23 protein-coding genes are annotated in these 24281 nt (G+C 68.5%); 5 read left to right on the plus strand and 18 right to left on the minus strand.

Annotated elements, in window-relative coordinates; translation table 11 throughout:
• Positions 1 to 159 precede the first annotated feature (159 nt).
• Together eda and edd are read right to left on the minus strand one after the other, a co-directional pair.
• Positions 160 to 786 carry a bifunctional 4-hydroxy-2-oxoglutarate aldolase/2-dehydro-3-deoxy-phosphogluconate aldolase gene (gene eda, locus WT53_RS08080; protein WP_034206406.1) on the minus strand — a complete coding sequence of 209 codons (627 nt, stop codon included), beginning with the start codon at positions 784 to 786 and terminating at the stop codon, positions 160 to 162.
• A gap of 19 nt (positions 787 to 805) precedes the next feature.
• Complete coding sequence (edd, locus tag WT53_RS08085; RefSeq protein WP_034206405.1) at positions 806 to 2662, minus strand: phosphogluconate dehydratase; 1857 nt, start codon at positions 2660 to 2662, stop codon at positions 806 to 808.
• Between the two features lie 294 nt (positions 2663 to 2956).
• On the opposite strand from edd, the gene WT53_RS08090 reads away from it, so the two are divergent.
• A complete protein-coding gene (locus tag WT53_RS08090) occupies positions 2957 to 3802 on the plus strand; it encodes a MurR/RpiR family transcriptional regulator (protein WP_034206404.1) in 846 nt (281 codons plus the stop codon).
• Between the two features lie 97 nt (positions 3803 to 3899).
• On the opposite strand, the gene WT53_RS08095 is transcribed toward WT53_RS08090, so the two are convergent.
• The 9 genes from WT53_RS08095 to WT53_RS08135 form a co-directional block, all read right to left on the minus strand.
• Positions 3900 to 4322: a CopD family protein gene (locus tag WT53_RS08095; RefSeq protein WP_095211718.1), complete on the minus strand. Its 423-nt coding sequence runs from the start codon at positions 4320 to 4322 to the stop codon at positions 3900 to 3902.
• A 23-nt stretch (positions 4323 to 4345) separates the two neighbouring features.
• Positions 4346 to 5617, minus strand: a complete 1272-nt coding sequence (locus WT53_RS08100) for a glutamate-5-semialdehyde dehydrogenase (protein WP_034206403.1) — start codon at positions 5615 to 5617, stop codon at positions 4346 to 4348.
• Positions 5618 to 5829: 212 nt separating this feature from the next.
• Positions 5830 to 6924, minus strand: coding sequence for a DNA polymerase III subunit delta (gene holA / locus WT53_RS08105; protein WP_034206402.1), 1095 nt, complete (start codon positions 6922 to 6924; stop codon positions 5830 to 5832).
• A gap of 18 nt (positions 6925 to 6942) precedes the next feature.
• Positions 6943 to 7494 carry an LPS assembly lipoprotein LptE gene (gene lptE, locus WT53_RS08110; protein ID WP_006476923.1) on the minus strand — a complete coding sequence of 184 codons (552 nt, stop codon included), beginning with the start codon at positions 7492 to 7494 and terminating at the stop codon, positions 6943 to 6945.
• Positions 7495 to 7532: 38 nt separating this feature from the next.
• Entirely contained in the window at positions 7533 to 10127 is a 2595-nt protein-coding gene (leuS, locus tag WT53_RS08115) for a leucine--tRNA ligase (protein ID WP_059779181.1), read from the minus strand.
• A 180-nt stretch (positions 10128 to 10307) separates the two neighbouring features.
• Positions 10308 to 10748, minus strand: coding sequence for a biopolymer transporter ExbD (locus WT53_RS08120; RefSeq protein WP_034206399.1), 441 nt, complete (start codon positions 10746 to 10748; stop codon positions 10308 to 10310).
• 24 nt (positions 10749 to 10772) lie between these two features.
• Positions 10773 to 11441: a MotA/TolQ/ExbB proton channel family protein gene (locus WT53_RS08125; RefSeq protein ID WP_060259101.1), complete on the minus strand. Its 669-nt coding sequence runs from the start codon at positions 11439 to 11441 to the stop codon at positions 10773 to 10775.
• Between the two features lie 18 nt (positions 11442 to 11459).
• A complete protein-coding gene (dapB, locus tag WT53_RS08130) occupies positions 11460 to 12257 on the minus strand; it encodes a 4-hydroxy-tetrahydrodipicolinate reductase (RefSeq protein WP_034206397.1) in 798 nt (265 codons plus the stop codon).
• 65 nt (positions 12258 to 12322) lie between these two features.
• Positions 12323 to 13129, minus strand: coding sequence for an outer membrane protein assembly factor BamE (locus WT53_RS08135; RefSeq protein ID WP_060259104.1), 807 nt, complete (start codon positions 13127 to 13129; stop codon positions 12323 to 12325).
• Positions 13130 to 13270: 141 nt separating this feature from the next.
• Here WT53_RS08135 and fur point away from each other — a divergent pair, with 141 nt between their 5' ends.
• Positions 13271 to 13699: a ferric iron uptake transcriptional regulator gene (gene fur, locus WT53_RS08140; protein WP_006753314.1), complete on the plus strand. Its 429-nt coding sequence runs from the start codon at positions 13271 to 13273 to the stop codon at positions 13697 to 13699.
• Positions 13700 to 13793: 94 nt separating this feature from the next.
• On the opposite strand, the gene WT53_RS08145 is transcribed toward fur, so the two are convergent.
• From WT53_RS08145 to WT53_RS08155, 3 genes are all read right to left on the minus strand, one after another.
• Positions 13794 to 14327, minus strand: coding sequence for an ureidoglycolate lyase (locus tag WT53_RS08145; protein ID WP_034206395.1), 534 nt, complete (start codon positions 14325 to 14327; stop codon positions 13794 to 13796).
• 14 nt (positions 14328 to 14341) lie between these two features.
• The gene (alc, locus tag WT53_RS08150) at positions 14342 to 15349 is read right to left on the minus strand and encodes an allantoicase (RefSeq protein WP_059824536.1); all 1008 of its coding nucleotides are present in this window, start codon (positions 15347 to 15349) and stop codon (positions 14342 to 14344) included.
• 107 nt (positions 15350 to 15456) lie between these two features.
• On the minus strand, positions 15457 to 16776 hold the full coding sequence (locus WT53_RS08155) for a C4-dicarboxylate transporter DctA (protein ID WP_034207833.1): 1320 nt from the start codon (positions 16774 to 16776) through the stop codon (positions 15457 to 15459).
• A gap of 211 nt (positions 16777 to 16987) precedes the next feature.
• Here WT53_RS08155 and WT53_RS08160 point away from each other — a divergent pair, with 211 nt between their 5' ends.
• Positions 16988 to 17710 carry a FadR/GntR family transcriptional regulator gene (locus WT53_RS08160; protein ID WP_179948999.1) on the plus strand — a complete coding sequence of 241 codons (723 nt, stop codon included), beginning with the start codon at positions 16988 to 16990 and terminating at the stop codon, positions 17708 to 17710.
• 42 nt (positions 17711 to 17752) lie between these two features.
• Here WT53_RS08160 and cynR read toward each other — a convergent pair whose 3' ends face one another.
• Positions 17753 to 18643, minus strand: a complete 891-nt coding sequence (gene cynR, locus WT53_RS08165) for a transcriptional regulator CynR (protein WP_059779171.1) — start codon at positions 18641 to 18643, stop codon at positions 17753 to 17755.
• 310 nt (positions 18644 to 18953) lie between these two features.
• Here cynR and WT53_RS08170 point away from each other — a divergent pair, with 310 nt between their 5' ends.
• Entirely contained in the window at positions 18954 to 20153 is a 1200-nt protein-coding gene (locus WT53_RS08170) for an MFS transporter (RefSeq protein WP_059779169.1), read from the plus strand.
• A 117-nt stretch (positions 20154 to 20270) separates the two neighbouring features.
• Here the strand turns inward: WT53_RS08170 and WT53_RS08175 are convergent, their stop codons facing one another.
• Together WT53_RS08175 and WT53_RS08180 are read right to left on the minus strand one after the other, a co-directional pair.
• Positions 20271 to 21329, minus strand: coding sequence for an L-idonate 5-dehydrogenase (locus tag WT53_RS08175; protein WP_034206392.1), 1059 nt, complete (start codon positions 21327 to 21329; stop codon positions 20271 to 20273).
• A 13-nt stretch (positions 21330 to 21342) separates the two neighbouring features.
• On the minus strand, positions 21343 to 22116 hold the full coding sequence (locus tag WT53_RS08180) for an SDR family NAD(P)-dependent oxidoreductase (RefSeq protein WP_059832289.1): 774 nt from the start codon (positions 22114 to 22116) through the stop codon (positions 21343 to 21345).
• 150 nt (positions 22117 to 22266) lie between these two features.
• Here WT53_RS08180 and WT53_RS08185 point away from each other — a divergent pair, with 150 nt between their 5' ends.
• The gene (locus tag WT53_RS08185; protein ID WP_059779162.1) at positions 22267 to 23157 is read left to right on the plus strand and encodes a LysR family transcriptional regulator; all 891 of its coding nucleotides are present in this window, start codon (positions 22267 to 22269) and stop codon (positions 23155 to 23157) included.
• Between the two features lie 77 nt (positions 23158 to 23234).
• Here the strand turns inward: WT53_RS08185 and gap are convergent, their stop codons facing one another.
• Positions 23235 to 24245, minus strand: a complete 1011-nt coding sequence (gene gap, locus WT53_RS08190) for a type I glyceraldehyde-3-phosphate dehydrogenase (RefSeq protein ID WP_059500962.1) — start codon at positions 24243 to 24245, stop codon at positions 23235 to 23237.
• Between the last annotated feature and the right edge of the window lie 36 nt (positions 24246 to 24281).

The following is a 24281-nucleotide window of genomic DNA, read 5'->3' on the forward strand; positions in this document are numbered from 1 at the left end:
TGCAGGTCTCCGAAACACGGAGGTACCCCCCCGTCAGGACGCTGAATTTTACTTATCTTTGCGATCCGCGGATAGAACCGGTTCCATCAGCAAAAACCCTCGGTAAAACAAGCACTAAGCGCTCGTCTCCGAGGGTTGAACGGTCATCCGGTACAAGTCTTAACGGGGCAACTGGCTCGCCGCTTGCGCGAGACGCGTGACTTCGGCCCAATCCTGCGCGGCGAGCGCGGCCTTCGGCGTGAGCCACGAGCCGCCGACGCACACGACGTTCGGCAGCTTCAGGAAGTTCGGCGCGGTGTCGACCGTGATGCCGCCGGTCGGGCAGAACTTCAGCGCCGGGAACGGACCGTGGAACGCCTGCAGCATCGGCACGCCGCCCGCCTGCTGCGCGGGGAAGAACTTGACGATCTCGTAGCCGAATTCGAGCGCCTGGATGATGTCGCTCGGCGTCATCACGCCCGGCAGCAGCGGCAAACCGGCGTCGAGCGACGCGAGATGCAGTTCCTTCGTCAGGCCCGGCGACACGCCGAATGTCGCGCCCGCGCGCTTGGCCTGCGCGCAATGCTCGGGCTTCGTGATCGTGCCGACGCCGACGACGATGTCGTCCGCGAGCTGGCTCGCGCGCTGGATCGCCTCCAGGCCCGCCGGCGTGCGCAGCGTGATCTCGAGCACCTTCACGCCGCCCGCGTGCAATGCCCGCGACACGTGTTCGCCCTGCTCGACCGAGTCGAATGCGAGCACCGGAATGACCGGGCCCAACTTCACGATTTCAGCAATCGTCTTCATTGAATTGGCTCCTTGAAATTCATGCGGCGACGCTGACGGCCGTTTCGCCGACCAGCGCCCCGAAAACCGATGCGCCCTGCTCGGCCGGTGCGGCCGCCGCGCGGAACACGCCGAACAGTTCGCGCCCGAAGCCGACTTCGTTCTCGGCCTGGTGCTGCGGCTGCGCGACCGGGCGCGCGTGCCACTCGGCGTCGTCGATCTCGATGTCGAGCACGCCGGCTTCCGCGTCGATCACGAGCGTATCGCCCGTCTTCACCTTGCCGATCGGGCCGGCCAGCAGCGCCTCCGGCGACACGTGGATCACCGCCGGCACCTTGCCCGACGCACCCGACATGCGCCCGTCCGTCACCAGCGCGACATGGAAGCCCTGATCCTGCAGCACGCCGAGCAGCGGCGTCAAACGGTGCAGCTCGGGCATGCCGTTCGCGCGCGCACCCTGGAAGCGCACCACCGCGACGAAATCGCGCTTCAGCTCGCCGCGATCGAACGCTTCCTGCACGGCTTCCTGCGAGTCGAACACGATCGCGGGCGCCGTCACCTTGCGGTGCTCCGGCGCGACCGCCGAGATCTTGATCACGCCGCGGCCGAGCCGGCCTTGCATCAGGCGCAGGCCGCCGTCCGGCTGGAACGGGTCGCGAATGCCGCGCAGCACCTTCGTGTCGTGGCTCTCGGCCGCGCCGTCGACCCACGTCAGCTTGCCGTCGATCAGCTTCGGCTCCTTCGTGTAGTGCGACAGGCCCTTGCCCGCGACCGTCGTCACGTCCTCGTGCAGCAGCCCGCCTTCGAGCAGGTTGCGTACCAGGAACGCGACGCCGCCCGCCGCATGGAAGTGGTTCACGTCGGCCTTGCCGTTCGGGTAGATCTTCGCGAGCAGCGGCACGACGGCCGACAGCTCGTCGAAGTCGTTCCAGTCGATCAGGATGCCGGCCGCGCGCGCGATCGCGACGAGGTGCAGCGTGTGGTTGGTCGAGCCGCCCGTCGCGAGCAGCGCGACGATCCCGTTGACGATCGCCTTTTCGTCGATCACGTGGCCGATCGGCGTGTAGTGACCGCGCTCGACGGTCAGGTCGAGCACGCGGCGCGCGGCCTCGGCCGTCAGCGCGGTGCGCAGCGGCGTATGCGGGTGAACGAACGCCGAGCCCGGCAGGTGCAGCCCCATCAGCTCCATCAGCATCTGGTTGCTGTTCGCGGTGCCGTAGAACGTGCAGGTGCCGTGGCCGTGATACGCGGCCGATTCGGCTTCGAGCAGCGCGTCGCGGCCAACCTGGCCGGTCGCGAACTGCTGGCGGATCTTCGCCTTGTCGTCGTTCGACAGCCCGCTCGTCATCGGGCCGGCCGGCACGAAGATCGTCGGCAGGTGGCCGAACTGCAGCGCGCCGATCAGCAGGCCCGGCACGATCTTGTCGCAGATGCCGAGGCAGAGCGCCGCATCGAACATGTTGTGCGTGAGCGCGATCGCCGTGCCCATCGCGATCGCCTCGCGCGAGAACAGCGACAGCTCCATCCCCGGGTTGCCCTGCGTGACGCCGTCGCACATCGCCGGCACGCCGCCGGCGAACTGCGCGACCCCGCCGTTTTCGCGCGCGGCGGCCTTGATGATCTCGGGGAAATCCTTGTACGGCGCGTGCGCGGACAGCATCTCGTTGTACGAGGACACGATGCCGATGTTCGGCTCGCGGATCGCCTTGATCGCGAACTTGTCGTTGCCCTCGAGGCCCGCGAAGCCGTGCGCGAGGTTCGCGCACGACAGCGCGCCGCGCGCCGGGAACTTGCCTTGCGCGCCGTCGATGCGCTGCAGATAGGCGGAACGGGTCGATTGGCTGCGGGCGATCACGCGTTCGGTGACCTTCGCCAGAGTGGGGTGCAGCGACGTCATGCTGGGCGCTCCTGTATGCCGGCCGACACCGGCGGTTGGAATCGTGGGGACGGTCGAGCTTCGTCGATCGAACGAAGGCAGTCTAGTAGAAAAACTACAAGCATGCAATGCCAATCAATTCACTCGCAACCGCCATTCCCGCCACCAGCAAGGGTTAAATCAGTGAAAACCCTAATCCCGTCTACCGATCCCGCACCGAAATCGTCACGACTGGGCTAGCATTTTCATGTAGATTTTCTACAATTCGATTGCGATACACTCGCTCATCCGAACCCGATTTCCCGATGCCGTCCCATGCTGCCCCGCATTGAAGCGATCCGCGCCGAGTTGCGCCCGTCCGAGCGCAAGCTCGCCGACTACATTCTCGCCGCGCCGCGCGAGGTGCTCGACCTCGCGATGACCGAGCTGTCGACTCGCGCGGGCGTCAGCCAGCCGACGATCGCGCGCTTCTGCCAGGCGCTCGGCTGCAGCGGCTTTCGCGAATTCAAGATCCGGCTCGCGCAGAGCGTGGCGCCGGGCGTGTCGTCGGTGTACCGCGACGTCGAGCCCGACGAACCGGCGCCCGGCATCATCGGCAAGGTGTTCGACCGCACGATCGGCGCGCTGATCGAAGTGCGCAACAGCCTGTCCGCCGGCAGCGTCGCCGACGCGATCGCGCTGCTGTCGAACGCGTCGCGCATCGAGTTCTACGGCGCCGGCGGCTCGGGCATTGCCGCGCAGGACATCCAGCACAAGTTTTTCCGGCTCGGCGTGCCGAGCGTCGCGTATTCGGATCCGCACACGTTCTCGATGTCGTCGGCGCTGCTCGGGCCCCACGACGTCGTCGTCGCGATCTCGAACACCGGCCGCACGCGCGACATCGTCGACGCCGCGCGCTCCGCGCTCGCGTGCGGCGCGAAAGTCGTCGCGATCACGCAGAGCCACTCGCCGCTCGCGAAGCTCGCGACGGTCAGCCTCGCGTCGAACGTTGCCGAGGAAACCGACGTGTTCTCGCCGATGACGTCGCGGATGTCGCATCTCGCGATCGGCGACATTCTCGCGGTCGGTGTCGCGCTGTCGCGCGGGCCGGCGCTGATGGAGCGCGTCGGCCGCGCGAAGGAAGCGATCACGCGGCGCCGGATCGACGACGCGAAGGATTGAGCCGGCGACGCACGGAACCGCCCGTCAACGAACAACGGCGCCCCGAGGGGCGCCGTTGCGCATGATTCGACGGCGACGTCACCGCCGGCCGCGCCGCTCAGAACGGCTTGATCACCACCAGCGCGACCGCGGCGAGCATGCCGAGCACCGGCAGTTCGTTGAACACGCGATACCACTTGTCGGTGCGGCGGTTCTCGCCGCGCTCGAACACCCGCAGCAGGTGCCCGCAATACGCGTGGTAGATCACGAGCAGCAGCACCACCGTCACCTTCGCATGGATCCAGCCCTGCCCCTGCCCGATGCCGATCGCGAGCCAGAGCCACAGCCCGCACGCCAGCGCCGGCACCGCGATCATCGTCATGAAGCGGAACAGCTTGCGCGCCATCAAGAGCAGGCGCCGCACCGCGGCCGGATCGGTCTCCATGGCCAGGTTCACGTAGATGCGCGGCAGATAGAAGAGCCCCGCGAACCACGCGGCGATCAGAACGATATGGAACGTCTTGACCCAGAGCATTGCCATTGGTGATGCGCCTCGTTGTTGACTTACTGACGGCCTTCGCCGTGCCCGAGCACCACGTATTTCAGCGACGTCAGCCCTTCCAGGCCGACGGGGCCGCGTGCGTGCAGCTTGTCGTTCGAGATGCCGATTTCCGCGCCGAGGCCGAATTCGAAACCGTCCGCGAAGCGCGTCGACGCATTGACCATCACGCTCGCCGAATCGACTTCGCGCAGGAACCGCATCGCGCGATCGTGATCCTCGGTGACGATCGCATCGGTGTGATGCGAGCCGTAGTGATTGATGTGCTCGATCGCGGCGTCGAGCCCGTCGACGACCTTGATCGCGAGCACCGGCGCGAGATACTCGGTGTGCCAGTCTTCTTCGGTCGCGTCGACGAGCGGGCCGACGCCCGCGTCCGCCAGCACCGCGCGCGCGGCCGCGTCGACGCGCAGTTCGACCTGCTTGTCGCGATACAGCTTGCCGAGCGGCGGCAGCAGCGTCGCGGCGATGCCGCCCGACACGAGCAGCGTCTCCATCGTGTTGCAGGTGCCGTAGCGGTGCGTCTTCGCGTTGTCGCAGACGGTCAGCGCCTTCGCGAGATCGGCGCGGTCGTCGACATACACGTGGCAGATGCCGTCGAGGTGCTTGATCATCGGCACGCGGGCCTCGTTGATCAGCCGTTCGATCAGGCTCTTGCCGCCGCGCGGCACGATCACGTCGACGTATTCGGTCATCGTGATCAGCTTGCCGACCGCCGCGCGATCGGCCGTCGCGACGACCTGCACCGCGTCCTGCGGCAGCCCGGCCGCCTCGAGCCCTTCGCCGATCAGCTTCGCGAGCGCCGCGTTCGACTCGAGCGCTTCCGAGCCGCCGCGCAGGATCGTCGCGTTGCCCGACTTCAGACACAGCGCGGCCGCGTCGATCGTCACGTTCGGGCGCGACTCGTAGATGATGCCGATCACGCCGAGCGGCACGCGCATCTGGCCGACCTGGATCCCGCTCGGGCGGAACTTGAGGTTGCCGATCTCGCCGATCGGATCGGCGAGCGACGCGACCTGACGCAGCCCGTCGACCATCGTCTTCAACGCCTTGTCCGAGAGCGTCAGGCGGTCGACGAACGCCGCATCGAGCCCCTTTTCGCGGGCGCGGGCGACGTCGCGCGCATTCGCCTCCTTCAGCGCCTGCGCGTCGCGTTCGATCGCGCGGGCCACGGCGTCGAGCGCCGCGTTCTTCGCGGCCGTGCTGGCGCGCGCCATCGCGCGGGAAGCGTGCCGGGCGCGACGGCCCAGGTCGGTCATGTACTGATCGATATCCATCGTGTGACTCAAGAAGCGAGCCGCGCGGAGCGGCATGAATTCGTGGGGAGCAGGAGCCGGCCATCCGGGGGCCGGCCATCCGGGGGACGACCCTCCGGGCGCGACGGTCCGCGGGACAGCCATCCGTGCAGGGCGGCGGCCGACAGGCCGCTGCCTGCCATCGAAGCATTGTAAGCGGGTTGCGCAGCGCGCGCTGAAGGCCCGGAAGGGACTTAGCGTCGCACGCGACCCGCGGTCGGCGGTCGCTCGCCGCGCTCGCCCGCGACCGTCATCGCGAGCTGGAACAGCCCGTCCCACGGGTCGGGCGGCGGTTCGTCCTGCGTGCGGCGGCCCGGCGTGACCGCCGTGAGCCCCTTGACCTGCCGGTCGAGCTTCGCGGCGAACGCGAGCGCCTTTTCAAGCACCGCTTCCGACACGCGGTTCAGCGCGGGCGCGATCAACCGCTCGCGCGGCCCCCACACGCGGTTCTCGCGCAGCAGCGTCGCGAGCGGCTTGCCGGCCGTCGTGCCGCGCTTGATCCGCAGCAGCGTGCGCAGCTCCTCGACGACGGCCCACATCACGAGCACGATCGCCTCGCCCTCGCCCTTCAGCCCGTCGATCATCCGCGCGAGCCGCGCGGCGTCGCCGGCGAGCATCGCTTCGTTCAGCTTGAACACGTCGTAACGCGCGACGTTCAGCACCGCGTCGTGCACCTGCTCGAACGACAGCGCGCCCTGCGGATACAGCAGCCCGAGTTTCTGGATTTCCTGGTGCGCGGCGAGCAGGTTGCCCTCGACGCGCTCCGCGATGAACTGCAGCGCGCGGCGCCCGTCGTCGCCGGGCGCGACGCGCTGGCCCTGCATCGCCAGACGCTGGCCGATCCAGTTCGGCAGCTGCGCGCGGTCGACCGGATCGATCTTCAGCGCGACACCGCCGTTCTGCAGCGCGGTAAACCAGGCGGATTTCTGCGTGGCCGCGTCGAGGCGCGGCAACGTGACGAGCATCAGCGCGTCCGGATTGGGCGTGGCGGCGAGCGTCTTCAGCGCATCGGCGCCTTCCTTGCCGGGCTTGCCCGACGGAATACGCAGCTCGATCAACTGGCGCTCGCCGAACAGCGACATCGCCTGGGTCGCGCCGAGCAGCACGCTCCAGTCGAAGCCGCGCTCGACCGTATGCACCGAACGCTCGGTGAAGCCGGCCGTGCGCGCGGCCGCACGAATGCGGTCGCACGCTTCCTGCGCGAGCAGCGGCTCGTCGCCGTAGACGGTATAGAGCCCGGCCAACCCCTTCGCGAGGTGCGGCTCCAGCGCATCAAGTCGCAATTGCATCGCTGCGTGCGCCCGCGATCAGAGCGGCGGCGGCGGCAGCGGCGCGCGCGGCGCCACGCCCGGCACCACGTCCTCCGGCGCCGGCGTCAGCGAGTGGACGATCGCGAGACGCCGCATCAGTTGATCGACCGCGTCGTTCTGCATGTCGCCGTACAGGATGTCGGCTTCCTGCGCCTTCGCGTTCGTGTACTGGTCGCTGTACGTCATCGCGCGGTTCAGCGCGATCGCGCTCGGCGGGATCAGCACGGTGCCGTCCTTGCTCGTCAGCGTGTAGTTCAGCGTGTAGAACAGCGCGTATTCCTGCGCGGAACCGTACTTGTTGAGCGTCAGCGTGTTCTGGCCACGCGACTCCCACATGCGCAGCACGGCGTCGGCGTCATCCGCCGACTTGACGATCTTCGTGTCGCTGCCGGCCTGGACGAGGCGCGTGAGCCGCGCCTCGACGGGCGCCGGCGCACCGGCCACGAACAGGTGCTTGAACGCGTAGTCCTGCTGGCCGCGCAACTGGAAGCCGCATGCCGACAGCACGACCGTGCTGCCGACGAGCATCAAAAACGATCTGCGGATCACCTTCGCTCCTTCTGGGTACGTCCGACGGCCGGCGGCCGTCAGACGACGATGTTCACGAGGCGGCCCGGCACGACGACGATCTTCTTCGCCGGCTTGCCGTCGCTGAATTTCGCGAATGCCTCGTCGGCCACCGCCGCCGCTTCGATCGCGTCGCGGCTCGCGTCCTTCGCGACCTTCAGCGCACCGCGCACCTTGCCGTTCACCTGCAGCACGAGTTCGATCTCGGCCTGCTCGAGCGCGGCCTCGTCGACCTTCGGCCACGGCGCATCGAGCAGCGGGCCGAATTCGTCCGCGTAGCCGAGCGCCTTCCACAGCTCGAACGTGACGTGCGGCACGACCGGATACAGCACGCGCAGCAGCACGCCGTACGTCTCGCGCAGCACGGCGGGCGTCGCGCCCTTCGCGCCGTCGATCGCGTTCAGCATCTTCATCGCGGCCGACACGACCGTGTTGTACTGCAGGCGCTGGTAGTCGAAATCGGCCTGCTTCAGCACGCCGTAGATCTCGCGGCGCAGCGCCTTGTCGGTGTCGCCGAGCGCCGCGGCATCGAAGCCCGCGCGCGCGGCGAGCGCTTCGCGGTTCGCGTAGCCGAAGCTCCACACGCGGCGCAGGAAGCGGCTCGCGCCCTCGACGCCCGCGCCCGACCACTCGAGCTGCTGCTCGGGCGGCGCCGCGAACATCGTGAACAGGCGCGCGGTGTCGGCGCCGTACTGGTCGATCAGCAGTTGCGGATCGACGCCGTTGTTCTTCGACTTCGACATCTTTTCGATGCCGCCGAGCACGACCGGCTGGCCGTCCGCATTCAGCGTCGCGCCGACCGGGCGGCCCTTGTCGTCGTGCGTGACCGTCACGTCGAGCGGGTTGTACCAGGTCTTCTTGCCCGCTGCGTCTTCGCGGTAGTACGTCTCGTTCAGCACCATCCCCTGCGTGAGCAGGTTCTTCGCCGGCTCGCCGAACTTCACGAGGCCGAGGTCGCGCATCACCTTGGTCCAGAAGCGCGAATACAGCAGGTGCAGGATCGCATGCTCGATGCCGCCGATGTACTGATCCATCGGCATCCAGTAATCGGTGCGCGCGTCGACCATCGTCTCGGCGTCCGGCGCCGTGTAGCGCGAGAAGTACCACGACGAATCGACGAAGGTGTCCATCGTGTCGGTTTCGCGCTTCGCGGCCGCGCCGCACTTCGGGCACGTGCAGTTCAGGAACGCTTCCGACTTCGCGAGCGGGTTGCCCGAGCCGTCCGGCACGAGGTCTTCCGGCAGCACGACCGGCAGATCCTGCTCCGGCACCGGCACGTCGCCGCACGACGGGCAGTGGATGATCGGGATCGGCGTGCCCCAGTAGCGCTGGCGCGACACGCCCCAGTCACGCAGGCGCCACGTGACCTGCTTGTCGCCGAAGCCGCCGGCCTTCAGGTCGGCCGCGACCGCGTCGACCGCTTCCGTGTAGCGCAGGCCGTCGTACTTGCCGCTGTTCACGCAGACCGCGGTTTCCTTGTCGCCGTACCACTCCTGCCATGCGTCGAGCGAGTACGTCTGCCCTTCGCTCGCGATCACCTGCTTGATCGGCAGACCGTATTTCTTCGCGAATGCGAAATCGCGCTCGTCGTGGCCCGGCACGCCCATCACCGCGCCTTCGCCATAGCTCATCAGCACGTAGTTGCCGATCCACACCTCGACCGGCTCGCCGGTCAGCGGGTGCTTGACCGAGAAGCCGGTCGCGACGCCCTTCTTCTCCATCGTCGCGACGTCGGCCTCCGCGACGCCGCCGCGCTTGCACTCGTCGATGAACGCGAGCAGCTCCGGCTTGTCCTGCGCGAGGCGCGTGGCGAGCGGGTGCTCGGCCGCGATCGCGCAGAACGTGACGCCCATGATCGTGTCGGCGCGCGTCGTGAACACGCGCAGCAGCTTCTGCTCGCCGTCGAGTTCGTAGGGGAAGCCGAAGTTCACGCCGAAGCTCTTGCCGATCCAGTTCTGCTGCATGATCTTCACGCGCTCGGGCCAGCCGAGACCGTCGAGGTCGTTCAGCAGCTCATCCGCGTACTGCGTGATCCGCAGGTAGTACATCGGGATCTCGCGCTTCTCGACGAGCGCGCCCGAGCGCCAGCCGCGGCCGTCGATCACCTGCTCGTTCGCGAGCACGGTCTGGTCGACCGGGTCCCAGTTCACGGTGCCCGTCTTCTTGTACGCGATGCCCTTCTCGAGCATCTTCAGGAACAGCCACTGGTTCCACTTGTAGTAGTCGGGCTTGCACGTCGCGATCTCGCGCGACCAGTCGATCGCGAGACCCATCGACTGCATCTGGCCCTTCATGTAGTCGATGTTGTCGTAGGTCCACTTCGCGGGCGGCACGCCGTTGGCCATCGCGGCGTTCTCGGCCGGCATCCCGAACGCGTCCCAGCCCATCGGCATCAGCGTGTTGTAGCCGTTCATCCGCAGATAGCGGTACATCACGTCGTTGATCGTGTAGTTGCGCACGTGACCCATGTGCAGCTTGCCGGACGGGTACGGCAGCATCGACACGCAGTAGAACTTCGGCTTCTGCGAATCTTCCTTCGTCTTGTAGGCATCGGCTGCGCGCCAGTCGCCCTGGGCGGCGGCTTCGACGTCGGCGGGTACGTATCTCTCGTGCATGGTGTGGTTCGGGCTAGGCTTTAGGCGGCGCGACGGCGCGCGCGCAGGATTGGATCGAAATCGTGCGTGCCCGGCGCGGGAACGTGCTGACCGGTTCCGGGCCGGGAAAAACGTCGATTATACCGCCCGTGCGGGCCCGCACGGCCGGTCTCGCGGGCCAGCGGCCGCAACTGCGACGGATCAGGGTTTCGCGCCGGCGGCGCCGGCCGGCGGCACGTCGGTCACGAAGCCGATCCGCGTGAGGCCCGCGGCCTGCGCGGCGCCCATCACCTGCGCGATCACGTCGTAGCGCGTCGCGCGCGACGCGCGCAGCCGCAGCTCGGGCGGTGCCGCGCCCGCGGCCGCCGCCTTGAAGCGCGCGGGCAGCGCGTCGAGCGCGACGGGCGTGTCGTCCCAGTACAGCTTGCCGGCATCGTCGATCGACAGCGTGACCGACTGCGGCGTGTCGCGCGCGACGCTCGCCGCGACCTTCGGCAGGTCGAGCCGGATCGCGTGCGTCATCAGCGGCGCGGTGATGATGAAGATGACGAGCAGCACGAGCATCACGTCGATCAGCGGCGTCATGTTGATCTCCGCCATCGGCGCGGACGTCTTGTGATGCTCCAGTCCGCCGAATGCCATGATCGTTCCTCCGGAGCCGGCGCGTCAGGCGCCCTGCGCGCACACGAACACGTGCAGATCGCGCGCGAAGCCGTCGAGTTCCTCGGCGAGCTGCCGGACGAGCCGGCCGAGGATGTTGTACGCGAGCACCGCGGGAATCGCGACGACCAGCCCGAACGCGGTCATGATCAGCGCCTCGCCGACCGGCCCCGCGACGTTCTCGATCTGCGCCTGCCCGCTCGCGGCGATGCTGCCGAGCGCGTGATAGATGCCCCACACGGTGCCGAGCAGCCCGACGAACGGCGCGGTGCTGCCGATCGACGCGAGCAGCACCTGGCCGAATTCGAGGCGCCGCTGCGAGCGCAGCATCGCATGACGCAACGCGCGCAGCACGCGCTCGTCGTGCTCGACGCGCGCGGCCAGCGCGGTGGGGTCGTGGTCGCCGGCCGCGTCGCGCGCGGCTTCGGCGAGCGGCACGAATACGCGCTCGCGATCGGCGCCGGCGAGCGCGGCGATCCCCGCGTCGAGCGACGGCGCGCGCCAGAACGCGGCAAGCGCGCGCGGCCCCTGCCGCTTCGCGCGGACCAGCAGCCAGGCTTTCATGAGGAGGAAGCACCAGCTGGCGACGGACATCGCCAGCAGCACATAGGAGACGGCGTGCGTGATCGCATCGCCGCTTTCGAGGTAGTGGACAACGCCGGTGGGAATCGCCATCGGAGTTTCCTCGCGGGGTCAGCGCAGGCCGAGCACGTCCTGCATGTCGAACAGGCCGGCGCCGCGCGCCGACAGGAACCGGACCGCGCGCAACGCGCCCTGCGCGTACGACACGCGGCTCGACGACTTGTGCGTGATCTCGATGCGCTCGCCGATCCCGGCGAACAGCACGGTGTGGTCGCCGACGATGTCGCCGCCGCGCACCGCGGCAAAGCCGATCGACGACGGATCGCGCTCGCCCGTCACGCCGTGGCGGCCGTACACCGCGCAATCGTCGAGCGAGCGGCCGAGCGCGCCGGCGACGGCCTCGCCCATCATCAGCGCGGTGCCCGACGGCGCGTCGACCTTGTGGCGATGATGCGCCTCGATGATCTCGATGTCGTAGCCGTGCGAGAAATGCTTCGCCGCGAATTCGAGCAGCTTCAGCGTGACGTTCACGCCGACGCTCATGTTCGCCGCGAACACGATGCCGAGCTTGGCCGCAGCGGCCTGCAATTCGGCCTTCTGCTCGGCGGTGAAGCCGGTCGTGCCGATCACGAGCTTCACGTCGTGGCGCAGCGCGGCCTCGATGTGGGCCATCGTGCCTTCCGGCCGCGTGAAATCGATCAGGTAGTCGGCCTGCGCGAACACGGCGTCGAGGTCGTCGGTCAGCTTGACGCCGGTGTCCTTGCCGAGGAACGCACCGGCGTCCTGGCCGAGGAACGGCGAACCGGCGCGGTCGAGCGCGCCGACGAGCTGCGCGTCGGCGTCGTTGAGAACGGCTTCGATCAGCATCCGGCCCATTCGGCCCGATGCGCCGGCAATCGCAATCTTCATGGCTTTCTACACGACAGGTCTAAAGGCGGGCGGCGCATGCCGCCCCGTTTCCGCACGCCGGCCGCTTACTGGGCCGGTGCGGTGAGCGGCTGGTTCTGCAGGTTGTCCGAGCCTTGCGGACCGACCGGCGGCGACGCCTCGTTCGACACGTTCGGCTGCGGCGGACGATGGAACTGGAACTGCGGCTGGATCGCCGGCGCGGCGCCCGGCGGCTGGCCGCCCGGCACCGGCGCGCCGCCCGAGGCCTGCGCCGCCGGCGTGAAGCGGCGCGAACCCGAACCCTGACCCGACACCTGGTTGGTCGCGCGGTTCGCCGCGCGCGCCGCCTGGGCGTTCGCATCCTGGTCGACCGCCGCGGCGGACGCCGGCACCGTGGCCGGGCTGGCGGCCGGGCTCGCGGCAGCGGCCGCCTCCGCGGCGCTCGCGGCGGCGGCTTCGGACGCCTTCTTCGCCGCGGCAGCGGCCTTCGCCTTCTTGCCGCCGCGGTCGCCGTCGATGTCGGCCAGCAGGTCGAGTTCGGACGGCAGGTTGTCGGCGCCGGTCCAGCTCGCCACGCGATCGCCCGAGAAATTGACCACGAGGTCGCGCTGCTGGACGATCGACGTCGAGCCGCGCTTGAAGTAGAAAAGGTAATCCCAGCGATCCGCGTGGAACATGTCCGCCAGCAGCGGCGTGCCGAGCAGCGCGCGGACCTGCTCACGCGTCATCCCGACCTGCAACTGTGCGGCCTTCTCCTGCGACACGAAGTTGCCTTGCACGACGGTGATCCGATACGGCGTGATGCTCTGCGCAATGCGCTGCGTCACGCTGTCGTACGACGAACAACCCGCCAGCGCGACAACGGCGGCGGCAGCGATGATGGCACTCCGCATGCGACTCCTCTGAAAGTGCGAAAGCGATTCTGGGATCATTTCCTTCACCGTGCTGGCCCGCGTGCAGGCCGCGCGTATATCTGGAACGGCGAAAAGCCGGTAACATTGAAGCCCTGCATTGTACTCTAGGGATGCCTAGCCATGACCAATCCGACGGATCTCAAGAATATCGGGCTAAAGGCCACCCTACCGCGCCTCAAGATTCTCGAGATCTTCCAGCAGAGCCCCGTGCGCCACCTGACGGCCGAAGACGTCTACCGCAACCTGCTCAACGAGCAGCTCGACATCGGGCTCGCGACCGTCTACCGCGTGCTCACGCAGTTCGAGCAGGCCGGCCTGCTCACGCGCAGCAACTTCGAATCCGGCAAGGCGGTGTTCGAGCTGAACGAAGGTTCGCACCACGACCACCTCGTGTGCCTCGATTGCGGCCGCGTCGAGGAATTCTTCGACGCCGAGATCGAGAGCCGCCAGCAGGCGATCGCGAAGGAGCGCGGCTTCCGGCTCCAGGAGCATTCGCTCGCGATGTACGGCTCGTGCACGACCGAGAACTGCCCGCACCGCAAGCACTGACTCGCGCCACCGGCGCACGCAGCACGGCCCGGCCGGCATCTCGCCGCCCGGGCCGTCTGCTTTTTTGGGCGAGCGTGCCGCGCGCCCGGGATGCTTACGAAAGCCCTTCGACGCCCGCGCAGGCCGACTCGAAATCGAGCGCCCACGGACGCTCCAGCGGAATCTCGTCGCAGTTCGGCTGCGGGCCGCCGCGATCGACGATCACGAAATCGCTGACCGCGTCGAGCGCGAGCAGCGGATGGTGCCAGACACCCTTCGCATAATTGACGCCCTGCCAGCCTTCGGCCAGGAACGCGCGCATCGCGTCGGGCCGGAATTCGCCGGCCGGCGCGACGACGATCGCGTAGCGCGACACCGCCGCGAGCGGGATGAACGCCTGGCTGCCGTGCGGGTGACGCTCCATCAGCGTGACCGCGACCGGCAGCGCACGCGGCTGCGCGCGAAACACGCTGACGAGCGGCCGGCCGCCGTCCGCGCACACGTCGATCGTCGCGAGATCGTGAAAGCGCTCGGTCGTACCGCCGTTGATCGGGAAATGCCGCGCGCCTTCGAGCGCGATCACGTCGCCGAACGGCGCGAACGCTTCGCGAGTCAGGCGCTCGACGCGCAGGATGGGAGTTCCGCTCATGCCGCTGCCCTCCTTCAAGCCGGCTCGCCCCACAGACGCAGGCGCGACACGCCGCCGTCCGGGAAGATGTTGAACCGCACGTGCGTGACGGGGCCGAGCGCGGCGAGCGAGTCGAACGTGTGCACGCGATCCATCTGCAGCTTCTGCTCGCCGAGCAGTTCGGCCCAGAACATCGCCTGCGTGACGATCGAATCGTCGGTGCCGCCCGTCACGTGCGCGGCCTGCAGCGAGCAGCGGTCGGGGAAATTGCCCTTGAAGAACGCCGTATCGACCTCGACGCGCCGGATGATGCCCGGCCGCGCGAGCGCGACGATCGCCCAGTCGTTGCCGGGCTCGCGGCGGCGCCGCGTTTCCCAGCCGTCGCCCATGTTCGCGCCGCGCCCCGGCATCAGCATCTGCGAGGCCGGGCCGAAGTGCTGGTTGTTCGCGGCCACCAGATAGCCGCCGTTCTCGATCGCCGCGAGATCGACGAGCTCGCCGGCCGGCACGCGGCGCCAGTCGCGCTGCGGCTGGCCGTACACGCGCAGCCGCGCGAGCCCGCCGTCCGGATACAGGTTCACGCGCAGATGCGTGACCGGCTGCGCATCGTCGACGCTCACGTAGTGATGCGCATTGCCCTGCAGCGTCGTCGCGGGGACGATCGTGCGCCATTCAGCGTCGTCCGGCGGCGTGTCGCCGTCCACCGCGCAGGCCTCGATCGACGCGGCCGGCGGGAAGTTGCCGGTGAAGTGGCTCGTATCGAGATCGACGCCGTGGATCACGCCCGGCCGCGCGAGCCGGACCACGCAGAAGTCGTGGCCGGTCGTACGCTTGCGGCGGGTTTCCCAGCCGTCCATCCACTTGCCGTGGTCGTCGTACTTGCCGGGAATGAACACGGCCGGCTCGGGATTCAGCATGCGCTCCTTCGGCGCGAAGAATTCGTCGCTGGCGAAAAGCGCCTGCGCGCCCAGGCGCGGGTCGGCGAGGTTCATGTAGCGCCGCGTGAAGGCCGGCGCGTTCGGATCGAGGATGGGGGCTGCCATGTCGTCTCCATTTTTTTGGGGGAGCGCCGGCACGTCAGTGCGCCGGTCGCGAGAGATTCGTTCGCGCGCGGTGCGGCCGGGGAAGCCGCGCCGCGCGCGAGTCGCGCTCAGAGCGCGTGAGCCTGGTCGCCGGCCACCGGTGCGGCGCCGCCCGGCGCATCGGCCACGTAGCGCAGTTCGCGGTTCAGCACGCGCTGCGCGCGGGCCCGGTCGATGTCGTTCTCCCACACGGCGACCACCACCGTCGCGACGCAGTTGCCGATCAGGTTGGTCAACGCGCGGGCGATGCCGACGAACCAGTCGACCGGCAGGATCAGCACGAGGCCGAGCACCGGAATCGCGGGAATCGCCGACAGCGTCGCCGCGAGAATCACGATCGCCGAGCCGGGGATGCCGTGCGCGCCCTTCGACGTGACGAGCGACACGAGCAGCACGACGATCAGGTCGTGCGTGGACAGCGGCGTGTTGGTGGCCTGCGCGATGAACAGCACCGCGAGCGTCAGGTAGATCGAGAAGCCGTCGAGGTTGAACGAATAGCCGGTCGGAATCACGAGGCCGACGGTCGAATCCTTGATGCCCATGTATTCGAGCTTGCTCATCACCTGCGGCAACACGGCGTCCGACGACGCCGTGCCGAGCACGATCGACAGTTCCTCGCGCAGATAGCGGATCAGCTTGAACACGGAGAAGCCCGCGAGCCGCATCACCGCGCCGAGCACGACCGTGACGAACACGAAGCAGCTCAGGTAGAACACCGCGACCAGGTAGCCGAGCTGCTTGAGCGACGCGACGCCGTACTTGCCCGTCGTGAACGCGATCGCGCCGAGCACGCCGAGCGGCGCGAGCTTGATGATGAAGCCGATGATCCGGAAGAACACGTGCGACAGCTCCTCGATCAGCGAATTGACGCGCTGCGCCTTGTCGCCGAGCAGCGACAGCGCGGAGCCGAACAGCACCGCGAACACGAGGATCTGCAGGATGTCGCCCTTCGCGAACGCGTCGATCGCCGTCTCGGGGATGATCTTCATCAGGTAACCGGCCGTGTCCTTCAGGCTTTCGGCGTTCTTCGCGTACGTCGACAGCGACGCCGCGTCGAGCGAGCGCAGGTCGATGTTCATCCCGACGCCGGGGCGCGTGACCCACGCGAGGACGAGCCCGATGCCGAGCGCGAGCGTCGTCATCACCTCGAAGTAGACGACCGCCTTCAGGCCGACCCGGCCGACCTTCTTCAAGTCGCCCGCATTGGCCATGCCGCTGACCACGACGCAGAACACGATCGGGCCGATGACCATCTTGATGAGCTTCAGGAAGCCGTCGCCGAGCGGACGCAGCGACTCGGCGAAGTGCGGGAAGAACGCGCCGAGCGCGACCCCCAGGATTAATGCGACGACTACCCGGCCAAACAGCGAATTGAGGAATTTCGACACGGCGCTCTCCCGATCCAACGGTTGCAGTTTCGTCTGTTCATACTGGTAAGACCAGTGATGTTATGGGGGATAGTAGGAAGCCGATATAGTGGCGTCAAGGACGAACAAAATAGGGATTTCCCGCCCCCGCGCACGGGCTTGCGGCGCCCCGGAAAGGGGCGGATCGTGGCTTTCCCGTAGGCGGTCGTGCACCCCTCGCGGGCGGATTACAATGCCGGTCAGACCGGCCATCGTTCACACCATGAAAAATGTTCCGCATACCGTGACCGACACCGCCATCGCGACGATCCGCGACCGGATCGAGACAGGCGTGTACCCGGTCGGCAGCCTGCTGCCGGCCCAGCGCCAGCTCTCCGAGGAGCTGGAAATCAGCCGCGCGTCGCTGCGCGAGGCGCTGTCGACGCTCGAGGCGCTCGGGATGCTGCGCATCCGCGCGGGCAAGGGCGTGTACGTCGAAAGCGCACAGGCGTCGGCCGCGCATCCGTGGCAATTCGCCGAGCAGTCGTCGCCGCCCGACACCTACCAGATGCGCTATGCGCTCGAAGGCTTCGCCGCGCGGATGGCCGCGCGCGTGGTCAGCGACGCCGACATCGCGTGGTTCGAGGACAACCTCGCCGACCTGCACGTCGCGCTGACGGAGAACGCGCTCGAGGAAGCCTCGCGGCTCGACTTCGACTTCCACATGCGGATCATCCATCTGGCCGGCAACGCGGCGATCGAGTCCATCCTGCGCAGCAGCGCGGACATCATGAAGGAAAGCCAGCGCATGCCGTTCTATCGCCGCGAACTGCTGCTGTCGACGTGGCACGAGCACCGCGCGATCGTCGACGCGCTGATCGCGCGCGATGCGGCCACCGCCGGCATCGCGATCGAAACGCACATCGCGAACGCCGCGCAGCGCGCGGGCGTGTTCTTCCCGACGCCCGGCGCGTAATTCCCCCGCGCCGCCGCCTGCCCGTCCGGCCGGCCGCGCCGGTCACCGTTCCGACGAATCGCGATAGGCGAGCACGCGCTCGATGAAGGCGCGCGCCGCGACGCTGCGGTACGCGCCCTTGCGCGTGAGCAGCGCGGCCGTGCGCGTCGGCAGCGGCGGATCGATCTCCAGCGCGCACAGGTCGCCGCTCTCGCGCGCGACCGCGTCGGGCAGCACCGTCGCGAGCCGGCCGCACCGCACGAGTTCCAGCACCGCGCTGACCGTATTCGTCTCGATCGCGATCGACGGCCGCGCGCCGTGCTCGACGAAATACCGGTCGATGCGCTCGCGCGTCGCGAACGCGCGGCTCAGCAGCACCAGCGGCTCGCCGCCGAGCTCGGCCGGCGTCAGCGCGCGGCGGCGGCGCGCGAGGCGGTGCGTGCGGCCCGTCACCAGCGCGAGCGGCTCGTCCCACAGCGGCAGCGCGTCGATGTCCGGCGCGCGCGGCGGCATGAACGCGAAGCCGGCGTCGAGCCGGTCGTCGGCGAGCAGCGCCTCGATGCGCGCCTGCGGCATCGCGTCGATCGTCAGCGCGACGTTCGGATGGTCGGCATGGAATGCGTCGATCAGCGAGCCGCTCAGGTAAGCCGCGAACGTCGGCATCATCGCGAGCCGCAGCGAGCCGCTGCCGAGATCGGCGACGTCGTGCAGCGCGCGCTGCCCGGCATCGAGCGCGTGCAGTGCGGCGCGCGCATGCCGCGCATAGACCTCGCCGAATTCGGTGAGCCGCACCGTGCGGCCCGAACGGTCGAACAGCTGCACGCCGAGCGTTTCCTCGAGCTGACGGACCTGCTGCGACAGCGTCGGCTGCGACACGTGCAGCGCATCGGCCGCGCGCGTGAAACTGCGCTGCTCGGCGACGGCCAGGAAATAGCGGATGTGACGGAGAAGCATCGCAACCAACGTATTGGTTTTACCAATAGAGACCATAACGATCCAGTCTTGGACGCTATGAATCGATACCCGCATCATACGCACATCCGCTTGCGTGCAGCGCCGCTGTCGCCGCACGGAAGCGGCACGCCCGGGCCGCCCTGCCTGCGCCCGCCGCACGGCGATCCGCACCCGCCCGATCCGGGTCCGGCCGCGATCCGCCCGGCGCGCTTCGGCTCACCGCCGATCCGTCGACGCCGGCCCCCGATTTCCGTCACCCCGCGCCACCGAAGGCCCCGTGCCGCCGGCGGCGCCGCTGTCTTTCGCGACCATGGAACCGCATCACGACGACCACCCTCCCCTCACCCGCGGCATGACGCTGCTGTTCGCGTGCGCGTGCGGCATCGTCATCGGCAACATCTATTACGCGCAGCCGTTGCTCGCCGCGATCGCGCACAGCTTCGGGCGCGCGCCGACCGAGCTCGGCTATCTCGTCACGCTGACGCAGCTCGGCTATGCGGCCAGCCTGCTGCTGATCGTCCCGCTCGGCGACGCGGTCAATCGCCATACGCTGATCGTGCGGCTGCTGATGCTCAACGTCGTCGCCCTGATCGCGGTCGCGTCCAGCACGAACTTCACGATGTTCGTCGTCGCGAACGTCGCGGTCGGCTTCGTCACCTGTTCGACGCAGCTGCTCGTGCCGTTCGCCGCGTCGCTCGCCGACGCACGCTCGCGCGGCCGCGCGGTCGGCACCGTGATGAGCGGGCTCCTGCTGGGTATCCTGCTCGCGCGCGTCGCGGCCGGCGCGATCGCCGACTGGCTCGGCTGGCGCGCGGTGTACGGTATCGCCGCCGCGATGGTGCTCGCGCTGACCGCCGTGCTCGCCGTGAAGCTGCCGAAGGATCGCCGCGACGCGCACGTCGACTACGCGGCGCTGATGAAGTCGCTCGTCGCGCTGGTGCGCGCGCAGCCGCCGATCGCGCTGCGCTCGACCTACGGCGCGCTCGTGTTCGCGTGCTTCAGCCTGCTGTGGACGGGCCTCACGTTTTTGCTGAGCCAACCGCCGTACAGCTATTCGGAAGGGCAGATCGGCCTGTTCGGGATCGTCGGCGCGGTCGGCGCGCTCGCGGCGACGTCGGCCGGCCGGCTCGTCGATCGCGGCCACGGCAATGCGGCCACCGGCCTGTTCGCGGCGGCCGTGCTCGCGTCGTTCGCGCTGATCGCGACCGGCTCGCATTCGCTCGCGGCGCTGATCGCGGGCATCCTGCTGCTCGACGTCGGCGTGCAGGGCATGCACATCTCGAACCAGAGCGTGATCTATGCGCTCGCGGGCAACGCACGCAGCCGCGTGACGACGATCTACCTGACGAGCTATTTCATCGGCGGCGCGTTCGGGTCGTTCGCCGCGAGCGTCGCGTACGGCCTCGACGGCTGGCGCGGCGTGTGCGTCGCGGGCGCCGCGCTGTCGGGCGTGCTGATCGCGCTGTGGCTCGCATCGCAACGTGTCGGCACGCGACGGGTCACGCAGTAATGCGGCAGGCCGGCGACCCGTTTGCGCCGCACGACGAACAAGGCACGCGCCGCGCATCGCGGGCGTGCCTTTTCACCAAGGATGCCGCAGCCGTCGCGACGCGCCAACGCCGCACCGTCACGCGACCTCGTTCGCGAAATCGATCAGCACCTTCATCGCACGCTGGCGGTCGCCCGCCAGTTCGAACGCGAGGTTCGCATCGCGCATCGGGAACACGCGCGTGACGGCCGGCCGCAGGTCGACGCGCCCCGCGTTGATCAGCTGCACCGCCAGCGCGAATTCCGCATGAAAGCGGAACGACCCGCAGATCGACAGCTCCTTCGCGACCACGACGTTCTGCGGCAGGCTCACGTCGCCGCCGAGTCCGAGCTGCACGACGACGCCACGCGGACGCATCACGTCTAGCCCGTCGCGCAGCGCGCGCGCATTGCCCGAACATTCGATCATCACGTCGAACGTGCCCTTGTCGGCGCTGTAGCGCTCGACCCAGCCGGCATCGGCCACCGCGTTGATCGTGCGGTCCGCGCCGAGCGCGCGCGCCACGTCCAGCGGCGCGTCGACGACGTCGGTCGCGACGATCTCCGCCGCGCCATGCACGCGCGCGGCCGCGACCGCCAGCACGCCGATCGGCCCGCAACCCGACACGAGCACGCGCTTGCCGATCAGCGCGCCCGCGCGCGACACCGCATGCAGCCCGACCGCGAACGGCTCGGCGAGCGCCGCGAGCGACAGCGGCACGTGATCGGCGACCTTCACGCACTGCGCCGCGTCGCACACGAGCGCGTTGCGGAACGCGCCCTGCACGTGCGGCATGCGCATCGCGCTGCCGTAGAAGCGCATGTCGAGACACTGGTTCGGCAGCCCTTCGAGGCAGTAGCGACATGCGCCGCACGGCCGGCTCGGATTGACCGCGACGCGATCGCCGACCTTCACCGACGTCACGTCCGGCGCCACTTCCGCGACCGTGCCGGCGACCTCGTGGCCGAGCACCATCGGCTGCTGCAGCCGGATCGCGCCGAAGCCCCCGTGCCGGAAGTAATGCAGATCGGAACCGCAGATGCCGCCCATTGCGACGTCGACGCGCACCTGGCCCGGGCCGATTTCGCCCGCGTCCCGCTCCTCGACCCGCAGGTCGTTCGGCCCGTGGATCACGACACACATGCAACGCATACGCATGACTCTCTCCTCGTTAGACGGCACTGGTCAGCCCGCCGTCCACGAACAGCGTCTGGCCGTTCACGAAATCGGATGCAGCCGACGCGAGGAAGATCGCCGCGCCGCACAGCTCGTCGACCTGCCCCCAGCGGCCGGCCGGCGTGCGCTTGCACAGCCAGTCCGAGAACGCCGCGTCGTCGACCAGCGCGCGATTCAGCTCCGTTTCGAAATAGCCGGGCGCGAGGCCGTTCGCCTGGATGCCGTGACGCGCCCAGTCGGCGCACATCCCCTTGGTCAGCATCCGCACCGCGCCCTTGGTCGCCGCATACGGCGCGATCGTCGGCCGCGCGAGCTCGCTCTGCACCGAACAGATGTTGATGATCTTGCCGTGGCCGCGCGCGATCATGTGGCGCGCCACCGCCTGCGCGACGTTGAACACGCCGTCGAGATTCACGCGCATCAGCGCATGCCAGTCGTCCGGGTCGAATGCGTCGAGCGGCGCGCGGCGCTGGATGCCCGCGTTGTTCACGAGGATGTCGATCGCGCCGACGCGCGCCTCGACATCGTCGATCGCCGTACGTACCTGCGCGTGCTCGGCCACGTCGAACACCGCATGGTCGGCCGCGAAGCCTTCGTCGCGGAAACGGCGCGCGAGCGTCGCGGCCTTCTCTTCATTGCGATCGTTGATGACGATCGCCGCGCCCGCTTCCGCGAGCCCGCGGGCGAGCGTCAGCCCGATCCCGCGGCCGGAACCGGTAATCAGCGCGCGGCGGCCGTCGAGGCGGAACCGGTCAAGCGCGTCAGTCATGGATGTCTCCTCGTACCCGTCGAGCCGGCTGCCCGTCGCGGCCGGTCTCGCGTCGACGGTATCTTCCGCCGCAACCGGGGCGCCGCGCCAATGGTCTTTCTTGATCCGGTTATCATGAAAACTGATTCCCGTCCTTTCGTGCCCGCCCCCATGGAACTCAAGCAATTGCGCGCCTTCGTCACGCTCGCCGAAGAGCTGCATTTCGGGCGCGCCGCGCAGCGCCTGTGCATCGTGCAGCCCGCGCTCAGCATGCAGATCAAGGCGCTCGAGACGGAACTCGGCGCACGCCTGTTCGAGCGCGACCGGCACAAGGTCGAGCTGAGCGACACGGGGCGCGTGTTCCTGCCCGAAGCGCGGGCGACGCTGCAGCAGGCTGCACGCGCGGAACAGATGGCGCGGCTGTCGAGCCGCGGCGAAATCGGCACGCTGCGCATCGCGTTCGTGTCGTCGGTATTGCCGGCGCTGCTGCCGGCCGTGCTGCGCACGATGCGCGAGCGCTATCCGCTGATCGCGCTCGAACTGAAGGACATGCCGACGCCCGACCAGATCGCCGCGCTGCGCGACCGGCGGATCGACTTCGGCATGATCCGGCTGCCGGCCGCGTATGCGGGCATCGACATGCGCGTGGTGCTCGAGGAAGGCTTCGTCGTCGCGCTGCCGCTCGGCCATCCGCTCGCCGCGCGCGATGCGATTTCGCCCGCCGCATTGCGCGGCCACCCCGCGTTCGTGCTCGCGCGCCGCTACGCACCCGGCTTTCACGACGACATGCTGCTCGCATTGAGCCGCGCGGGCACGACGCTCGAGATCGCTCAGGAGTTCGGGGAATTCACGACGATGCTCGCGCTCGTCGCGGCGGGAATGGGGATCGGGCTGATCCCGGCGGAAGCGGCCAGCGCGCTACCGCCGAACGTGCTCGCGCGGCCGCTCGACCTGGCCGGTCATCGCAGCGGCATCGGCCTCGCGTGGACCGATCTCGACAGCCCGCTGAAGCGCGCGTTCGTCGCCGCGATCGAACACGTGACGGCGAACGGCGGGCAATAAAAAACCCGGCCGGGAAACCCCGGGCCGGGTTCGTCCGCCGCGCCGGCCGCGTTGCGGCGGCCGCGCGACGTGCGGGATTACTTCGCGTTCGCGAATGCGACGGCCGTATCCAGCATGCGGTTCGAGAAGCCCCACTCGTTGTCGTACCAGCTCGACACCTTCACGAGGCGGCCCGACACCTTGGTCAGCGTCGCGTCGAACGTCGACGAAGCCGGGTTGTGGTTGAAGTCGATCGACACCAGCGGTGCGTCGTTGTAGCCGAGGATGCCCTTCAGCGCGCCTTCCGATGCTTCCTTCATGATCGCGTTGACTTCCTCGACCGTCGTGTCGCGCTTCGCGATGAACGACAGGTCGACGATCGACACGTTGATCGTCGGGACGCGGATCGCGTAGCCGTCGAGCTTGCCGTTCAGTTCCGGCAGCACGAGGCCGACCGCCGATGCGGCGCCCGTCTTCGTCGGGATCTGGCTGTGCGTGGCCGAACGCGCGCGGCGCAGGTCTTCGTGGTAGACGTCCGTCAGCACCTGGTCGTTCGTGTACGCGTGGATCGTCGTCATCAGGCCGGTTTCGAGGCCGATCTTGTCGTTCAGCGGCTTGACGAGCGGCGCGAGGCAGTTCGTCGTGCACGATGCGTTCGAGATGACCGTGTGCTCGGCCTTCAGCACGTCGTGGTTCACGCCGTAAACGATCGTCGCGTCGACGTCCTTGCCGCCCGGCGCCGAGATGATCACCTTCTTCGCGCCGCCCTTCAGGTGCGCGCTCGCCTTTTCCTTGGTCGTGAAGAAGCCCGTGCACTCCATCACGACGTCGACGCCCAGCTCGCCCCACGGCAGTTCGGCCGGGTTGCGGTTCGCAAGCACGCGGATCTTGTCGCCGTTCACGACGAGGTAGTCGCCGTCGACCGACACTTCGCCCGGGAACTTGCCGTGCGCGGTGTCGTACTGGGTCAGGTGCGCGTTGGTCTTCGCATCGCCCAGGTCGTTGATCGCGACGATCTCGATATCGTGCTTCTTGCCGTTTTCATAAAACGCGCGCAGCGTGTTGCGGCCGATACGGCCGTAGCCGTTGATTGCGACGCGAATCGTCATGGTCTATCTCCTGATGGCTGAAAAAATTCGTTTCGT

It is taken from the genome of Burkholderia sp. MSMB2157WGS, from assembly GCF_001532755.1.
Taxonomy (GTDB): domain Bacteria; phylum Pseudomonadota; class Gammaproteobacteria; order Burkholderiales; family Burkholderiaceae; genus Burkholderia.